This is a genomic window from Sorangium sp. So ce426 (assembly GCF_051475585.1).
GTDB lineage: Bacteria > Myxococcota_A > Polyangia > Polyangiales > Polyangiaceae > Sorangium > Sorangium cellulosum_B.
Window position 1 is genome coordinate 12,219,070 of sequence record NZ_CP150341.1, and the last position, 16,488, is coordinate 12,235,557.

Below are 16,488 nucleotides of genomic sequence, written 5' to 3' on the forward strand. Positions count from 1 at the left end.
TCCGGCTCGCCCGCCGGCCCGCGCTGCAGTGAGGCCACGGCTCTGCCCGCTGGCCCCGTCGGCCGCGTCGATCGCGCCGCGCCCGGCTGGAATCGGCATTGCGGGTGGTCGACCGCGCGAGGGGGGCTCGACGATCTGGAGCTCGCGCGCGGCGCGGCGTGGCGTCGCGGCTTCATCGTAATCCCCGAGGTGCCAGGGCTCATGATAGCTGTTCGTCGTCCTCTTCATGATGGATCGTCGAGCGCAGGCTCCCTCGACGCCGACGGAATGCAGGTAATGTCAACTGCTCTGAGCGTCTCTCGTCACCGCGCGAACGTCAGCGCTCCTCCTTGTCTTCGTCGCGCGGTCTCTCGAACGTCGGAACGGAGGTGATGTGCTCGACCCCGGTGAGCCCGCATCCATCGATGAGCCCGTCGCGTCCTCGCTCGTGCACGGGTTGTCGCGTTATGCCACGGGTGGATTACCGCGCCGCGCCATCGGGTTTGTATATTGCGGCCCGACTCGGACTATGGTTAACCAGTGGGGCCCAGGACGCACCGTGTCATCCGGCGCGCCACGAGGCACGAGGCACGAGGGAAGCCTGGCTCGGGCGCATGGCGACGGCGCGGCGGTGACGCCCGCGCGATCACGCTCGCGCGCTCACGCCGACGAACCGCTCGGTCGCGGCGTGAGGGGGGCTTGCGTGCGGGGGGAGTCATGGATTAGAACGTTCCCTCTCTGTCTTATATTTCTTACACGTCCCGCTCGACGCTTTGCTCGACTGTCACGGTTCACCTTAAGCCCATCCTTCATCTCATCGACAAGAGAGGGGAGCACTCATGCGCCTCACACGGTATGCAACATGGATCATGGCGGCGGCTGTCGTTCTCGCGCCGGTCGCCTGCGGTGACGACGCCTCCGACAACGCGACCGGCTCCGGAGCCAGCTCCGGCGCTGGTGCCGGCTCCGGAAGCGGCTCCGGCGCTGGCGCTGGCTCCGGAAGCGGCTCTGGCTCCGGAAGCGGCTCTGGCGCTGGCGCTGGCTCCTCCGGCAGCAGCTCCGGGACCGGAGGCGGCGGCACCGGCGGCAGCGACAGCACCGGCGGCGGCGGCAGCGGCGCCGGGGACAGCGTGGGCCTCTTGCCCTGCGACAACGGCTGGCCCGAGGTGCGGAGCGCGATCGCGCAGGATCCGGCGATCGAGGCGGCCATCACCGAGCTGCTCGGCAAGATGAAGGTGGAGGAGAAGGTCGGCCAGATGGTGCAGGCCGAGATCCAGAAGATCACGCCGGCCGAGGTGAAGCAGTACAACATCGGCTCCGTGCTGAACGGCGGCGGCTCCTGGCCGGGGAAGAACAAGAACGCGACGGCGGCGGACTGGGTGAAGCTCGCCGACGACTTCTACAACGCCTCGGTGGACACGAGCGGTGGCCGCGTGGGCATCCCGATCATCTGGGGCATCGACGCGGTGCACGGGAACAACAATGTCCGCGGCGCCACGCTCTTCCCGCACAACATCGGCCTCGGCGCGGCCCGCGACCCCGAGCTGCTCGAGCGCATCGGCGCCGCGACGGCCAAGGAGGTCCTCGCGACCGGGCTCGACTGGACCTTCGCGCCGACGCTCGCGACCGTGCGCGACGACCGCTGGGGCCGCACGTACGAGGGCTACTCCGAGGATCCCGAGATCGTGAACGCCTATGCGGGCCGGGTCGTGCAGGGCATCCAGGGCGCGGCGAACAGCCCAGATCTCCTCGGCGCGACGCGCGTCATCGCGACGGCCAAACACTTCATCGGTGACGGCGGCACGGACAAGGGCGACGACCAGGGGAACAACCTCGCCTCCGACACCGAGCTGTGCACGATCCACGCGCAGGGCTACCTGTCTGCCATCCCGGCGGGCGCGCAGACGGTCATGGCGTCGTACAACAGCATCCGCGGCCAGAAGATGCACGGGAAGGGCGATCTGCTCACCGGGGTGCTGAAGGACAAATTCCACTTCGACGGCTTCGTCATCGGCGACTGGAACGGTCATGGGCAGGTGTCGGGCTGCACCAACTCCTCGTGCGCCGCCTCGATCAACGCCGGTGTGGACATGATCATGGTCCCGGACGACTGGAAGGCGTTCTACGAGAACACCCTCAGCCAGGTGAAGGGGGGCCAGATCTCGATGGCGCGGGTCGACGACGCCGTGACGAGGATCTTGCGGGTCAAGATGCGGGCGGGGCTGCTCGGCCCGAAGAAGACCAAGCAGGCGCCGTCGAAGCGGATGTTCGCGGGAGATCAGTCGGTGCTCGGGCAAGCGGAGCACCGGGCCCTCGCGCGCGAGGCGGTCCGGAAGTCTCTCGTCCTCCTCAAGAACGCGGGCGGGGTCCTGCCCCTCGCCCCGTCGGCCAAGGTGCTCGTCGCGGGCAAGTCCGCGGACAGCATCTCGAACCAGTCCGGCGGCTGGTCGAGGACGTGGCAGGGCACCGACCTGACGAACGCCGATTTCCCCGGCGCGACGTCGATCCTCAAGGGGATCCAGGACCTGGTGTCGGCCGGCGGCGGCCAGGCGACGCTGAGCGCCGACGGCTCCGGCGCCAGTTCGGGGACCTTCGACGCGGCGATCGTGGTGATCGGCGAGACGCCTTATGCCGAGATGTACGGGGACATCCAGGTCGCGACGGACGACACCCCGCACGCGAAGACGCTGGAGCACGCGGTGTTCCACCCCGAGGATCTGCAGGTCCTCCAGGCGATCCGCACGGCCAAGCCGAATCTGCCGATCGTGACGGTCTTTCTGTCGGGCCGTCCGCTCTACGTCAACAAGGAGCTGAACCGCTCGGACGCCTTCGTTGCCGCGTGGCTCCCGGGCTCCGAGGGCGGCGGCGTGGCCGACGTGCTGTTCGGCAAGCAGCAGTTCCAGGGCAAGCTCTCGTTCTCCTGGCCTGCGACCGACTGCCAGCGGGTCAACCGCGGGGATGACGGCGCGCTGTTCCCGTACGGCTTCGGCCTGACGACGGAGAACAAGGAGACGCCTGCGGCGCTCCCGGAGGCGTCCTCCGGCGGCGGCTGCAACTGATCAAATCCTCCGCGCCGCTGCAGCTCTGGTGAGCGGCGGCGGCGTTCATAGGACAGCCCGAGGACCCAGCCCGCCGCGCGGCGGGCCGGGTCTCCGTGAACAGCGCGCCCGCGCGCCAGCGCGCCGCCGCCTCGCGCGGTCGTGAGCACCACCTTGCCCGTGGTCGCGCGGGACGCGACCGCCGTCATGGCCGCCCTCGCCTCCGCCATCGGCGGCGCAGCCGAGACGAGCGGCTTGATCGCGCCTTGGTTGTAGAGCGCGTAGAGCTCGTCTTGCGCCTCGAACACCCCCCTCTCCTTGCGCCCGTCTCCATCGACGTCGAGCAGCTGCCCGCCGTCAGTCGATGGGCGAGACGGGAGCGGCCACGCCGCATTATCCGCTCCGGGCCTTCGCCATCCCCAACCTCGGCCTGCTCACCTGGCGCATGAACAGCGGTCGATGGTAAGACTCAACACCGGCAACGCCGTGCGGGTCGAAGGCGCACCGCTCGGGGAAGATTCATCACGGCCTACTTGATCGATGTCGTTGTACCCGGCGCAGCCTGCGGGCAGATCGAGGTCTAGCGCACCGATCACGTTGGAGTCCCGAGGAATCAACAGAAGGGAAGAGAAACCGAAATGGGCGCAATGGGCGCAATGGGCGCAATGGGCGCAATGGGCGCAAAGGAAAGAAAAATTAATATTTCGTCTCTGGTCCCTTGCGCCCCTTGCGGTTTCTCTCTGTCCGCATTCCTTGCCCTTGGAGCTTGCTCCCTGGCAGCTCGGATCCCAGACTGGGATGGAAAACCTGCCCAGACATGCTCGGCCACTACCCCATCACGCGATCTCCATGCTCTCCAACCAAGACTCCTGCGCGTTTTGTTTCCAGACCTCCTCTTGCTCGCGACCGCCGAGCTGGATGCCGAAGTAATTCAGCGGGTCAATGAATATCTGCTGCCCGTTGACGAGATCGAGGCGAGCCGCAGAGCATTCGATCCATTCAGAAGACTGGATCGTGTTCCAGGTTCGAATGGTCGCGAGCACATTTGAGCCATCAGGATCGCGAAGCACCTGCAGCCTGACAGACGACAACGCAGGCAGCATGTCGTCATTCAGATCCGCCTCGTTGGATACTTCATCGGCCAGGAACAGCCGAATCCGTCCCGAATCTCCGACGACGGCCATCTTTAGCAGCACATCGTCGAATTCGAAGTAAACCGCACGCCACAGCGCGTGAAATCGCACCGGCCGTTCATTCTTGTCGACGAAGCCGGTCACAAGAACATCCGTGAGCCGTGCGCCGCTCAACGCGCCTTTGATCTTCGACATCATCATTACGGTATACGGATCGCAAGATCCATTCCCTCGCCGGACTTGAGCGCTGTAACCCGTTCTCCGCTGCTCCTGACGACAATGGTCAGTCCGCGACCACGGTAGATGCTCATGACTTCAGCCCCCCTTCTTTAGGGTTCCCTGTCCGACAGAGCTGGAACGGGAGAGGACCAAGGCCGGGCCCCAGGCCGCGAAGAGGCGTGGCGCCAAGCTCGCCAGGCCCAGGGTCGAGTTCGGCCTCGGGCGGGCTGTCGAGCTTCGACGGGCGGGGAGATCCATCCGGGAGGTCGCCGCCGCCCTCGGCGTCTACCCGACCACCCTCCATCGAGCCCTCCTGGCTGTTCCGCAATCGTCCCCAGCAGTGGTCTGATCGAGGGACCGAAATATCTAAGTTTTCGGGAAAGCAGCACCCTGGTTCGATTCAGTATATTCCGCAGCCCGGCTTCCGACCCAGAGCCCGAGCTACTCGTCATACGTGTCCACGAGCCGCTCTAGATCGTCTTTCCGAACACGGAGACTTCGGAGGAGTTCGCGAAGTTGCCCGGAGTCGAGAACGGCGTGCGCTGAATCATCATCCACTGCCGCAACGGGGGAAACATAGTTTCGCTTGGGGGCCTCGCTCAGCGGCAGCGTTCTTCGCTCGACATTTACGTACACCCGGTATCGATCGAAGCCTTCGGAAAATCGCTCGACATACTCCAGGGTGGTACCCGTAGGCAGGATGCCAGGAACGGCATCGCTGGACCGAATAATCAGTGGCGTACGCAGCACATGCAGGTGTTGAGAGCTCATCGCCCCACTCCTTCCCAGGAAGAACGATGCGATGATGGCCAGCGCGCAACATAGCGCTTTCACCAAACGAATAATGATTCGCATCGACAGAGATCCACTAGTAGGCGGCTCACTAGGATTCATGTCACCTCGACGTAACGGGCTCATGGGCCCACAGGTACCTTGCGCTGCATCGTCTTGAGGGAGTACGTACTCGTGCTCGGGGCCGCAAGCCCCAGATTGCCTGCGAGAGCACGGAACGCGCCACTCTCAAGATATGCCTTTGTATCCTGCGGCATGAACAGTCGATCGGGCCAACCTGCTACCTTCGCGGCCGCCTTCTCCATCATGTCCAAACCCCTCCCCTCGATGAACTCAGTCGCTCCTTCGGAAAAACCCGGCAGCGCGCTCTCGATGGCGTCCAGCGAAATCGTAGTGCAGTTACACGTTAGCGCGTGGTAGTCCTCCGACAGTTTGTACCGTGTCATTGATGAATTGGACCAGAGGGGCTTCAGTCCCGACGTCTTTGAGTCAAAGAACGTCAATGCGCCCTCGGCCTGCCCCTTGCTCACATCAAATCCAAAACCCGTGGTCGTTCGCCCCAGAGCATTCTCGCCGCGGATGTAGTCGTTAAAGCTCTTCCAAATGTTCAGGATTCCTTCGCCTTCAGAATGGCCGAATCCCCAGGTGGTACCGTAACGTCCGAAGTCAAACACCCGCTCCGACTCCGGTGTTACGACGCGAATTGCCACATGACCATATGGGTGTTCCTCAATCGAAGGTTCCGCGGGATCGCGCGAGGTGTATGGCCCGCCAATGAGGATTTCCACACGGTAGCCAGTTGCCGTCGGCTCGGGCTTGGGAGGCTCGGGCTTGGGAGGCTGCGGCTCTTTACGCTCAATCCTCGCTGGTGGCGGAGGTGGCTCTGGCCTTTTGATGCCCGGTGCGGGGGCCGGAACGTCAGGTCTCGCTTCCTTATTATCCGCGTCCATTCCACTCGGATCGCTCAACCCGACGGGCGATCCACGTACATACATGTACAGGTTCGGCCCGTCCGCCTCGATCCCCGCAGGATCCGCGCTCGTCCACCTCCCGAGCCACGGCGCGTAGTACCGCGCCCCGTGGTAGTAGAGCCCCGTCTCCTCGTCCTTCTCCTTGCCCGTGTATCGGTACCTCCTCTGCGAGACCTCGATCCCCGACGCCGCCGACCAGTACGCCGCCGTCCCGAAGGGATGGTACTCCTCATAACCGATCACGAGCCCTGCCCCGTCCACCTCCAGCGACGCCGACCCGAGGTGGTTGTCAAGCTGGTAACGCACCCGTGGCGTTACCGTGAACGGCCCCGAGCTGTCGACCGTCTTGGTCTCCACCATGGCCACCCGCCGCGCGCCATCCATCACGTGCAGCGTCTGCCGCTCGAGCACGAGCCCCGTCGCGTTGCGCTTACGGTAGACCTCGTAGCCGCCGATGTAGATGCGCTCCTCGACGAGCCCGCTGTGCTCCCAGACCTTGCGCACGCGCTGCCCGGAGGCGTCGTAGGCGTAATATACGACTCCGCCGCCGTCGAGATCAGTGCTCCGCAGCTGGTCGTTCTCATCCCACGTGAGCGCTGCGATGTGCGGCATGGCCGTCATGTTGCCGTGGGCATCATGGGGATACATCGGGCTGGACGGCTCGTCTTCAGGATCCCCGAAGGTGCTCACGATCCGGTTGCTCGTCATCTCGTAGGAATACCGCCGGATCCAGGTCCCCGCGCCGGCCAGATGCTCCATCCGCTGGATGTTGCCGACTGCGTCGTAAAAGTACTGCTCGGTGTAGTTCCTGAGGGCCTGCGCGTCGTTCGCGTGAGGCAGCGAGTGGATCGGAAGGTCGTTCTGGTCCCGTGGCGCGTCCGACAGCCCGCCCGCATGCTCCCGCCCCGTCGCCTCGATCAGCCGGTAAACCGCGTCGTACACGTACTGCGCGCTCGGCGACACCACCGCGTTGTTGAAGAACACCGTCTGCTGCGCGCTGTCCCCGATCTGCACGATGTTCCCGACGGGGTCGTACACATACGTGAGGTTCTGCAGCACCGCGCTGTCCGAGCTCCGCGTCGTCTTCAGGCGCGAGAGCCGGAACGTCAATGGGTCATACGTGTACGCCGTCGAGGTGCCGTTGCCATACTCGATCCGCTCGCGCTGCCCCTTCGCGTCGTAATCGATTTTGTCGACGAACGTCGTCCACGCCACCGCGCCTCGAATCCGCGCCTCCACCCGCTCCAGCAGCCCCGCCTCGTTGTACGTCGGCTTGACCTCGCTCGCATCCGAGGCGGTCAGGCCATCCGGGGCGGTCAGGCTGGTCGGGCGGTTCAGCGCATCGTACGCCGTCTGCGTGCCGAAGCTCTCGGTCTCCAGCAGCGGCTCGGCGGCGGTCGCGATGGCGGACACATCCGTCAGCGGGGCCAGCACCACCCAGTCGGCGTCCGCATGCACGTCGCTGCGCAGCCGGCGCGAGGCCTGCAGCAGGTTGCCCTTGAAGTCGTACTCCAGGCTCGTCACCACACCCGCGCCATCATACACCTGGTACGCCCGCCCGCGCAGGTTCATCGCCGTCGCCTGCGGATGGGCTTCGCCGTAGACGTAACGGCGCGCCAGCCGCTCGCTGCCCACGCCCAGCTGCACGTGCTCGTGCGTCGGCCGGCGCAATCCGTCGTACGACGAGCGGTAGACGAACCCCGGCGCGTTCCAGGTGCGCAGCCGCTGCCCGGTCGCGCCCGCCAGCATCCACCGCTCGCCGCTGTCGTTGCTCTTCTGATAGAGCAGCTGCCCACCCAGCCCGAAGCGATGCTGCATCGCCAGGTTGTCGCGCGCGTCGGTGATCGAGAGCGGCTGCCCCTCGATATCCAGCGTGGTCTGCGTGACATACGGCCCCTCAGCACCGTTGTCCACCACGGCGCGGAACACCCGCCCCAGCGCGTCCAGGTGGCTCACCGTCGGCGTACCGGCGTGCGCCGCCGCCAGGTTGGCCGCGCGGCGCTCCGGGTCGCCCGCCGTCAGCGCCTGCCGCGCCGCGTACCACGCGCTCTCCAGCACCGTATCGTTCGGATCGTGCGACGTCTGCTTCCACGCATCGAACACCATCCGCGAGAACGTGCCGTTCGGCAGGTCGGTCCGGATGAGCCGGCCGAGAGGATCGTACCGCAGGATCGGCGTGACCCCCGACTCCACGAGCTCCACTTCGTCCTCGTACTCGTTCGTCGCGCTGAAGAACGGCTCGTACTGCTTGACCGGATTGCCCTTGTTGTCCAGCACCGTGCGCCCGGTGCCGACCCAGCGCGACGTCGTGTGCGAAAAGACCAGGTCGCCCTGCGCGTCATGCACAAGCGCGCCGTTCGCGTCGCGCTCGGGCGCGAGCCCCGGCTCCGCCTTCACCTTGCGCAGCACCTCGTTGCCCGAGCCGTCGGAGTAGCTGTACGTGTCCAGCCAGCGCGTGTTGCCCGCGCCGTGCTGCTCGCGGGCGCGGGCGTGCACCACGCTCGGCTTGCCGGTGAGCCGGAATCGCTCCAGATCGTACGCGAACGTCGCCGTCGGGTCGGCGGGCGTGTCGCCCTCGCCGGCCCCCGGCTTGCCCATCACCGCCAGCAGCGTGACCCTCCCCAGCGCGTCGAAGCGCACCTCGCTCACATTGCCGTTTGCGTCCGTCAGCTTTAACGGGGCGAGCACACGGTAGTCGGGGACGGCTTCCACGACATTGCTCAGCGGATCCGTCACCGCCGTCACGAGCAGGCAATACGGGTCATAGGTGACCTGCGACGCATTGCCGAACGGATCGATGAACGCCGTCGGCAAGTAGAAGTGGGCCGCCGAGGGCACCGCCCGCCCCGAGGACACCCAGTAGTCCGGATCGTCCGGGAGCTGGAGATAACCCCCCTCCGCGAGCATTCCGCTCGTGACGCGGGTCCCGAACACGGACGTGATCAGTGAAGGCGTGAGGACCTTGGCGAAGCTCTCGTAAACGAGCGCCCTGCCCCCGACCTCGCCGAACGGCAGCGGCCCCGTGAGATCGTCGCTCCAGTACCTCGTGCGCGCATGCTGCAACAGGCGCTTCTGGAACGACCCGCCGGGCGTCCCGTCGTACGCGAGCGTCGGCACGCCCTCCGCCGCGGCCGCCGCGTCGAAGACTGCCTGAAACCCGAGCACCCCCTCCGAGCCGAGCGGCAGGCCGTAGAGCTCGTAGGTCCGCGTCTCGGTCGGAACCCCGATCCGATAAGCACCCTCCTCGTCCGGGACCAGGTGTTTCACCTTGTTCTCCGTCAGCGTCGCCTTCCCCTGCTCCTGCTCGGGGAACTCCGCCCACGCCGCCCGCCGGCGATACCCGATCTGCGCCGCCTGCATGACCACGCCGTGATCGTCGACCTTCAGCGTGAGCGCGTGCGTCACGCGCGGATCGCTCTCGCTGCGCTCGTAGTGGTACCCGAGCGCCTCGCGCGGATGAGCCAAGAACACGGCGTGCGCGTTGCCCACCGCGGGCTGGAGGCGCCGCATCGCGTAGCTGTGCTCGGTGACGAGGTACGGACGCGGCTCCTCCGCCGACCCGTCGAGCGCATAGACTTCCTGGCGGAGGGGCCGCCCCTTGAGCGCCCGGCGCGCCTCGCGCATCTCGACGGCGCGGAGCCCCTCGGGAAGCAGCGTGTCCGCCAGGCGGACCGCCGCCGCGTCACCGGCGTAATATTCGCTCTCGTACTGCGCCGAGATCTTCGCCCCTTCGATCCAGGCGCCGGTATGGAACCACGTCTTCGTCAGCACCGGCGGCAGGTGCAGCTCGGGATCGGCGTTGGCCGCGGGCGGCGCGAAGCCCGTCCCGCTGAACGCCGAGAACGACTCGGTGTCCCGCTGCTCCACCATGCCGAAGCCGCGCATCTCCCGTTCCACACCATCATAGTCGCCGTGGTGGTAGGCATACGTCGTGACGAAGCGATGCCGCGAGATGGCGTCGAAGACCTCGACGCGCTCGATGACGTGGACCACGAACGGCAGCCTCGTCGCCCACGGCCGGCCGTCCGCCCGGTCGGCGAGGTAGAACTTCGTCGACGGCGCATACGTCATCGTCGTCGTCCTTCCGAGGTTGTTCTTCACCGAGGTCAAGAGATACGGCTTCTTGCTGCCGAGCAGATCGATGTACCGCAGCGGCGCCCCCGCGGAGCCTGGCAGCAGGCTCCACCCCACGATGCACCCCGTCCCGGTACCGAGCAGATCGAGCGCGACGACCGATGAGGCCTGGCCAGCATCCACGAGCGCCGGGACCTGAGCCGGGGCCGCCAGGGCATTGCCCGCCTCGTTGCCGTAGATGCGCACCCCCTCGCGGTGCAGGTACAGGATATCGACTGTCCCCGACCCGTCGACGTCCGCGAGCCGGATCCGGCGCGGGTCGAACTGGTCGGGATGGTCGAACCAAGGCGCCCTCGCCATCTCCACCTTCGCCCCGAACCGGCCGTGCCCGAGGTTCGGCCAGTAGCAGACGCTGCCGTTGCGGACGCGGACGAGATCGGTGAGCCCATCGCCGCTCATATCGGCGAGGAACACCGTCTGCGTGCGGTCGGCGAAGACCAGCGCCGGTCCCTTCTCCCCGTCGCGCGGGGCCTGCAGCGTGATGGGCTTGTCGAATCCACCCTTCGCCAGCGATGGGTACCAGACCAGCACCTCGCCGCGCGCGAGGAGGATATCCTCGTGCCCGTCGCCGTTCAGGTCGATGAGCTGCAGATCGGGATCGGACCAGTCGAGCACCGGCTGCGCGGCGAACGGCCGGAACGGGGCCCATGTGCCTCCCTCGGTGCGGTCGAAATAGCCCGCCACCGGCCGCTCGAAGAAGACCATCTCCTTCTGGCCGTCGCCGTCGAGGTCCATCACTTGCAGACCGCCGCGGCTCAGCGATGGCCGGGTCGGCAAGGGAAGCGCTGGTCCGAGCGAGCCGCCGCCCAGGTTGCGCTTGTAGAGCAGCGCCTCGTCCCGGCGCACGAGCAGCCCGGGAAGCGCCTCGCCGTCGAGGTCGACCCACTGGTGCGCGCCCTCCAGCGCACCGGCGATGTCCGCCGCGCTGGCCCTGTCCAGCTCCTTCACCTCGGTATGGAGCTCCGGCAGCGAGTAACCGAGATCGAGCGGCGGATACGACGACCTCGTGTACGCGAGCGTCTCTGCGTCGCGGAGGTACCCCGCGTGCGTCACCGACGCGAGGCGGGTGAGCACCGGGCTGTCGTCGTACGCGAAATCCGTCGATCTCACCAGGCAAGGCGCGGGCCCGAGCTCAGCCATCTTGTGGAACAGCAGCACGCGCCGGCACAGCCGGTAGGTGCGAATCTCGAAGCCGGCGCGGTACGTCGAGAACGCGTCTTGCCTGCAAGGCCAGGCGTTCACCTCCTCGACGGCCGGCGCCGCCGTGTCGTGCTCGCCGTAGTCGAAGACCACCTCGAAGAGCATCGACGAAGCGTCTCCCGGGGCCACGTTTCCGTAGCGGATCCGCTTGAGGTAGCGGTTCGCGATCGCCGACAGCCCCGCGTGCCGGTGCGCCTCGTGCGGCTCGGCGCGCGTCACGCCCGCGAGATCCTCGGCCTTGTGCTCGTACGTGATCACGTTGCCCCGGTCGTCGCGCGTCTCCTCCAGGAGCCACGAGAAGACGCGCTGCGGCGCCTTCGGATCGGCGATCCGCGCGCCCTCCGAGCGCCCGAAGATGCTCGTGAGGTTGTCGCGGGTCGTCACCCTCCAGTACATCGCGCCGGTGATCCGGTGGCGGCGCCGCTCGATGCGCGCGAACTCCCCTTCGATGCGCGGCCGGTAACGCTCCACGACCTCGTCACCGTCGACGAAACGTTGGAGCGAGCCGTCCTCGCGCAGCGCCGGCACCAGGTCCTCGGCACCGGAGAGCACGAACACGTCCGACTCGTGCGCATCCTCGTAGCGCGGCAGCCCTCTCTCGGTCTTGCGGGTGATCTGCGGCACGGACAGCCGCCACCCGACGCCGAAGGGGCCGTTTCCCGCGCCCGAGTCGTACTCGAGCGACAGCTCCGGATGGAACCCGGCGCGAGCAGGGCTCGTGGCGATCGGCACCTGGACCGTGCCGGTGCCCGTCGTGGGGCTGACCGAGAATTTCTCGCCGATGCCCCGGAGCGCGCCGCCGCCCTTCGGGAGAGACGGGGCGGGCGGGGCCACGGGCTCCAGCGCGCGCGCCCTGGCCTCCTGCGCGCCTGAGCTTCTGGGCGCAGCGGCTGCGCCGGGCTTTTCCTGCGGATCGCGCTCGGGATCTCGAGGGTTCATGGTCACACGCTCCCCGGAGCTGCCGTGTAGTGGACGATCAGCGCGATGTCGTCGATCTCGGCGGCAGGCGCCGCCGGAGCGGCGCCTGCCGCCGACAGCACCCAGGTCCCTGTCCTCGCGCCAGAACAAGACTTCTCGCTGCGGACCAGACCCGTGCTGCCGGGCGGAAGCTGGAGAACGATCGCAGAGAGGCCCTCGGGGGAAGGCTTCAGCTGCATGTCGAACGAGAGCGTCTTTCCGGGCTTGAGCTTCACGTAGACCTCGACCCGCTCGATCTCGATCTCCTTGCCCCGGAGCTGGAACGGGAAGCGCTGGGGCCCCAGGGCGAGCTCGAGGGTGTGATCGCCGGCCTCGTCAAGGAAGCCCTGCCAGCCGGCGGAGAACTCCTGGCGCAGGCTGAACATCCGCGCGAGCGAGGTGTCCTCTGCGCCCTCGAGCCACTCGTCGCGCGCGGCGCGCGCCGCGTTGCGCAGCGGGACGCCCCCGTCGCGCGCCGTGTAGCGCAGGTGAATGACCACGTCGGAGAGGGTGTCCATGTCGAACGCCTGATCGCCGTGCGGTATCTCCAGGCGCCACGTGGACTCGGCGCCTGCGCCCTCGAAGGGCAGGTAGCGCTCGTCGCGGAAGTTGAGCTCGAACATCCCGCTGTCGTTGTCCGCGTGGCTGGTCGCGATCGACTGGACGGGCGTGAACCCCTGCACGACGTGCGTCTCCGGCTGAGCCGAGTAGTCGGCCGCCGCGTCCGGGTTGAAGCGCACCTTGCTCGACTCGAGCCTCAGCGTGCAATTGACCGCCGTGTACGGGCCGGTCACGCACGGCAAGGTCAGGCTGACGCTCTTGATCCGACGCATGTAGTGGCCCGGGTAGTCCATGTCGAACAGCGCCTCCGGGAGCGTGATGACGCACGAGCCGGTCGACTTCAGGGTCATGAGCGCGACCGGATCGTGCAGGAGCAGCGACACGTGCTTCGTGATCTCGAACTCGCGACGATCGTGCTCCAGGTACGCGAGCTCCAGGCGCTTGAGGTCGAGGCTCAGGCGGTCGCCGGCCAGCAAGCCCTGGCGCAGGTTGTCCCAGTGACCGAGCTGGATGTACGACGACGAGCTCACGCCGCGCTCGAAGCGGAACGCCTTCTCGGCGCGCTTGGCCGTGTCGTAGGCCAGCTGGAACGCCTGGCTGTACACCGCGGCGATCTGCCCGGCCATCCAGTCGTAGAGCTCGTCGCGCGTGAACTTGTCGCTCAGGTAGGCCTGCGCCCCGCGGGCGTGCTCGATCTGGAGGTCGTGCGCCGCGAGCTCCTTCTCGCTGATCGCCACGCGCAGCTGGGCGGCGGCGATCTGCCGGTCGATCTGCGCGAGCTCGCGGGCCGCGAGCTCCTCCTGCAGCTTCCACTCCTCCCAGCGCCGCTCGTAGCCGCCCACCGTGGCGCTGGCCATGGCCGCCTCGCGCAGGAGCGTGACGGCGATGGACGCCGCCTTGGCGCCAGCCTCCGATGACGCGCCCAGCTTGTCGCCGTCCAGCGTCGTGGTGAGGGTGACGGGGCTGGAGATGCCGGCCGTGCCCACCGTCACGGTGGGCAGCACGTGCGCTGCGGCCGCGCCGGCCATCATCACCTCGGTGATCGCCTGCGTCACCGCGGCCGCCCCGCTCAAGGTCAGATGACCGCTCTCCCAGAGGTTCATGTACTCCACGTCGCGGTAGAACGCGTGGCGCTGGCTGACCACCTCGCGCGCCGCGCGCGACGCCGCGAGCCCCTCGCGCGCCTCGTTCACCTGTTGCTCCTTCACCTGCCGCAGGGCGTCGAGCAGCTGCACCTCGTGCCCGGCGCGGAGCGCCGCGAGCGCCTCCGCGTCGCGCTTCTCGCGCGCGGCGAGCAGCGACGCTCCGAGGGACTTGACCTCTGCGCACAGCTCGTTCGCCCGCCGCAGCAGCACCTCGAAGCGGTGGTGCGGCGCCGGGGTGCTGACGTCGTTGATCACGGTCGTGATGTCCACCCCAGCCGCTGCCGCCTGCACGAGCAGCGCCGGATCGATGGGCGGCTCGAAGAGCGGCAGCTGCCGCTCGATCCCCTCGATGTTCATGCAGTGGCGGATCTTGAACAGGCGATCCGCGACCGTGTCCCAGTACCCAAGGAGCTTGTCGTTCGGCGGCACGCAGAAGTAGAGCATGGTCGGCAGGATCATCGCCTCGACCTCCTCGCCCCCGGCGCCCCCGGCGCCGGCGAGCGACGTGACGAACGACTCGATCTCCACGGCGGCGTTCGAAAACGCGTCGAGCAGCGGCTCGAGCTCGCGGTAGGTCTTCGGAGCGGCGCTCGCCCGCGGCGGGATCATCCGCGGGCGCGGACCGAGCATGTCGGCCGCGAGCACGTAGAGCTGCGTCGCCTCGTTGATCGACTCGATCGTGTCGCGGCGGAAGAGGTGGTCGGCCCACCGTATCAGGTTGTCGATGTACTTCATCACGACCGTCTTCTGGTACGCGACGAGCCGCATCCGGGCGATCAGGTGCGGGTTGAAGGGGTCGCGCTGCCACGCATCGATCTGCCGCGCGAGCTCCTCGGAATGCTCGTTGTCCCCCTCGAACTCCTGGTTCAGCGTCTCGAAGGAGCTCGCCTGCATGGCCTCGTAGAACGGGCGGAGCTTCCAGAACCGCGCTGGCACCGGATCCTTCGAGCCGGTGGTCGGATCGAAGATGGTGTGGAACCAGCGCTGCGCCTCCTCGAAGCGCTGATTGTCGCTCAGGCGATCGGCGATGAGCAGCGGCGCGTGGAAGAAGAGCTCCCAGTTGTAGGCGGAGTAAGCGCCGTCCGAGCGAAAGTCGATCTCGTCGATGGGCTCGCCAGCCACCGCACGGGTCGGGCTGTACGTGCCGTTGAAGAAGGAGCGGCTCGTGAGCTGCAGCGGTGGCGAGCTCAGCGACCAGTTGAGCAGACCGTCCAGGACCCCGTGGCGGCGCAGCCGGCCGAGCATCTCGCAGACGTAAGGATGCTGGAACGTCTCGAAGCGCAGGTGGTGGTTCGGCAAGATCTGGGGGTTCGGTATGGCCTGTTCGGCGCGATTCGCCCAGCCCTCCGCCTCGAGGCGCTGAGTCGAGGTGAGGTTCGAGCCGTCGGTCCATACCGTCGCGGACATGCCGGGGTGGGCCCGCTGGGGCAGGTGCAACGGCGGCGTGCTCTCGGGCAGGGGCGTGACGAGGAAGCTGCGGGTGCCGTCCTCGTAGAAGAAAGGGGTGTCCGCGAGGAAGTCCTCGTCGGTGGGCGGTACGACGAGCCGGAAGGCGCCCGGTGTGCTCCCGAGCGTGACGAGCACCTCGCCGCCCGTGCCGAGCTCCTTGTTCTTCCCCGGCTTGAGCGCCCCGGCGGGCACATACAGCCGGCCGTTGTTCTCGATCGAGGCCGACTCGACGAGAGCCATGCGGTCCTGCGTCGCCCGGCCAGGATGCCGCCGGAGGAACGTGCGGACCTCAGAGGTGTAGTCGTTCAGCCGCCAGCTCCCGTTGCAGCTGGAGCTCAAGAACTCGCCGCGCAGGTAGCTCACGGTCAAGGTGGGCTCGATGGCGTAGTGCCCGCTCAGCGACTCCAGGCATTCCACCACGAGCTCGGTCGACTGCTGGAGCGGGGCTTGCCGCGAGGCCGCCCGGAAATAGAGCGATGCGCCGAGGGGCTGCGACGGGTTCCAATTGATTATGCTGAGCGTCGGCGCGTCCACGACGCGCCGCGCTGTCCACCTCCCATCGTCGTACTCGCTGTACGCGAGCTTGACCTGGACATCGGTGCTGGGCGGAGCGCCGGTCTGGTTGGTGCCCTGATTGTCCCTCGGGACCTCCTCGATCATGGCCCAGAAGAGCAGCAGTCGGTCCTCGTGGATGACCGGGAACAGGTGCTCGCTCTGGATGTCGAGCTCGATCTTCTCCCACGGCGTCCAGCCCGCGCCGCGGACGCGGCGTCGATAGAAATGGGTGTGCGGCGTGCCGCGGGTGCGGGCGAAGATGTGCAGCGCGTCGGCGGCGGAGGAGGCCCCGAGGACGTTCCTGCGCTTCTGCTCGGGCAGGACCGCCATCACCTCGAGCCGCGCGACCTGATCG

The 16,488-nt window shown here is 67.4% G+C and carries 5 protein-coding genes and 1 pseudogene; 1 reads left to right on the forward strand and 5 read right to left on the reverse strand.

The annotated features are described in order from the left end of the window. Positions 1–818: 818 nt before the first annotated feature. Positions 819–3,038, forward strand: coding sequence for a glycoside hydrolase family 3 protein (locus WMF44_RS45880; protein ID WP_437296364.1), 2,220 nt, complete (start codon positions 819–821; stop codon positions 3,036–3,038). Between the two features lie 155 nt (positions 3,039–3,193). Here the strand turns inward: WMF44_RS45880 and WMF44_RS45885 are convergent. The 5 genes and pseudogenes from WMF44_RS45885 to WMF44_RS45905 form a co-directional block, all read right to left on the reverse strand. Next, positions 3,194–3,325, reverse strand: a pseudogene (locus tag WMF44_RS45885) (NADPH:quinone oxidoreductase family protein); the annotation flags it as partial. A gap of 528 nt (positions 3,326–3,853) precedes the next feature. After that, entirely contained in the window at positions 3,854–4,345 is a 492-nt protein-coding gene (locus tag WMF44_RS45890; RefSeq protein WP_437296365.1) for a hypothetical protein, read from the reverse strand. Positions 4,346–4,810: 465 nt separating this feature from the next. Continuing rightward, entirely contained in the window at positions 4,811–5,224 is a 414-nt protein-coding gene (locus tag WMF44_RS45895) for a hypothetical protein (protein ID WP_437296366.1), read from the reverse strand. Between the two features lie 59 nt (positions 5,225–5,283). Further along, entirely contained in the window at positions 5,284–12,405 is a 7,122-nt protein-coding gene (locus tag WMF44_RS45900) for a SpvB/TcaC N-terminal domain-containing protein (RefSeq protein ID WP_437296367.1), read from the reverse strand. A gap of 2 nt (positions 12,406–12,407) precedes the next feature. Continuing rightward, a complete protein-coding gene (locus tag WMF44_RS45905; RefSeq protein WP_437296368.1) occupies positions 12,408–16,463 on the reverse strand; it encodes a neuraminidase-like domain-containing protein in 4,056 nt (1,351 codons plus the stop codon). Between the last annotated feature and the right edge of the window lie 25 nt (positions 16,464–16,488).

Bases quoted from the DNA above. Each gene is read 5' to 3' on its own strand.
- WMF44_RS45890 (WP_437296365.1), bottom strand. From the start codon at position 4,345: ATGTCGAAGATCAAAGGCGCGTTGAGCGGCGCACGGCTCACGGATGTT.
- WMF44_RS45895 (WP_437296366.1), bottom strand. From the start codon at position 5,224: ATGCGAATCATTATTCGTTTGGTGAAAGCGCTATGTTGCGCGCTGGCC.
- WMF44_RS45880 (WP_437296364.1), top strand. From the start codon at position 819: ATGCGCCTCACACGGTATGCAACATGGATCATGGCGGCGGCTGTCGTT.
- WMF44_RS45905 (WP_437296368.1), bottom strand. From the start codon at position 16,463: ATGGCGGTCCTGCCCGAGCAGAAGCGCAGGAACGTCCTCGGGGCCTCC.
- WMF44_RS45900 (WP_437296367.1), bottom strand. From the start codon at position 12,405: ATGAACCCTCGAGATCCCGAGCGCGATCCGCAGGAAAAGCCCGGCGCA.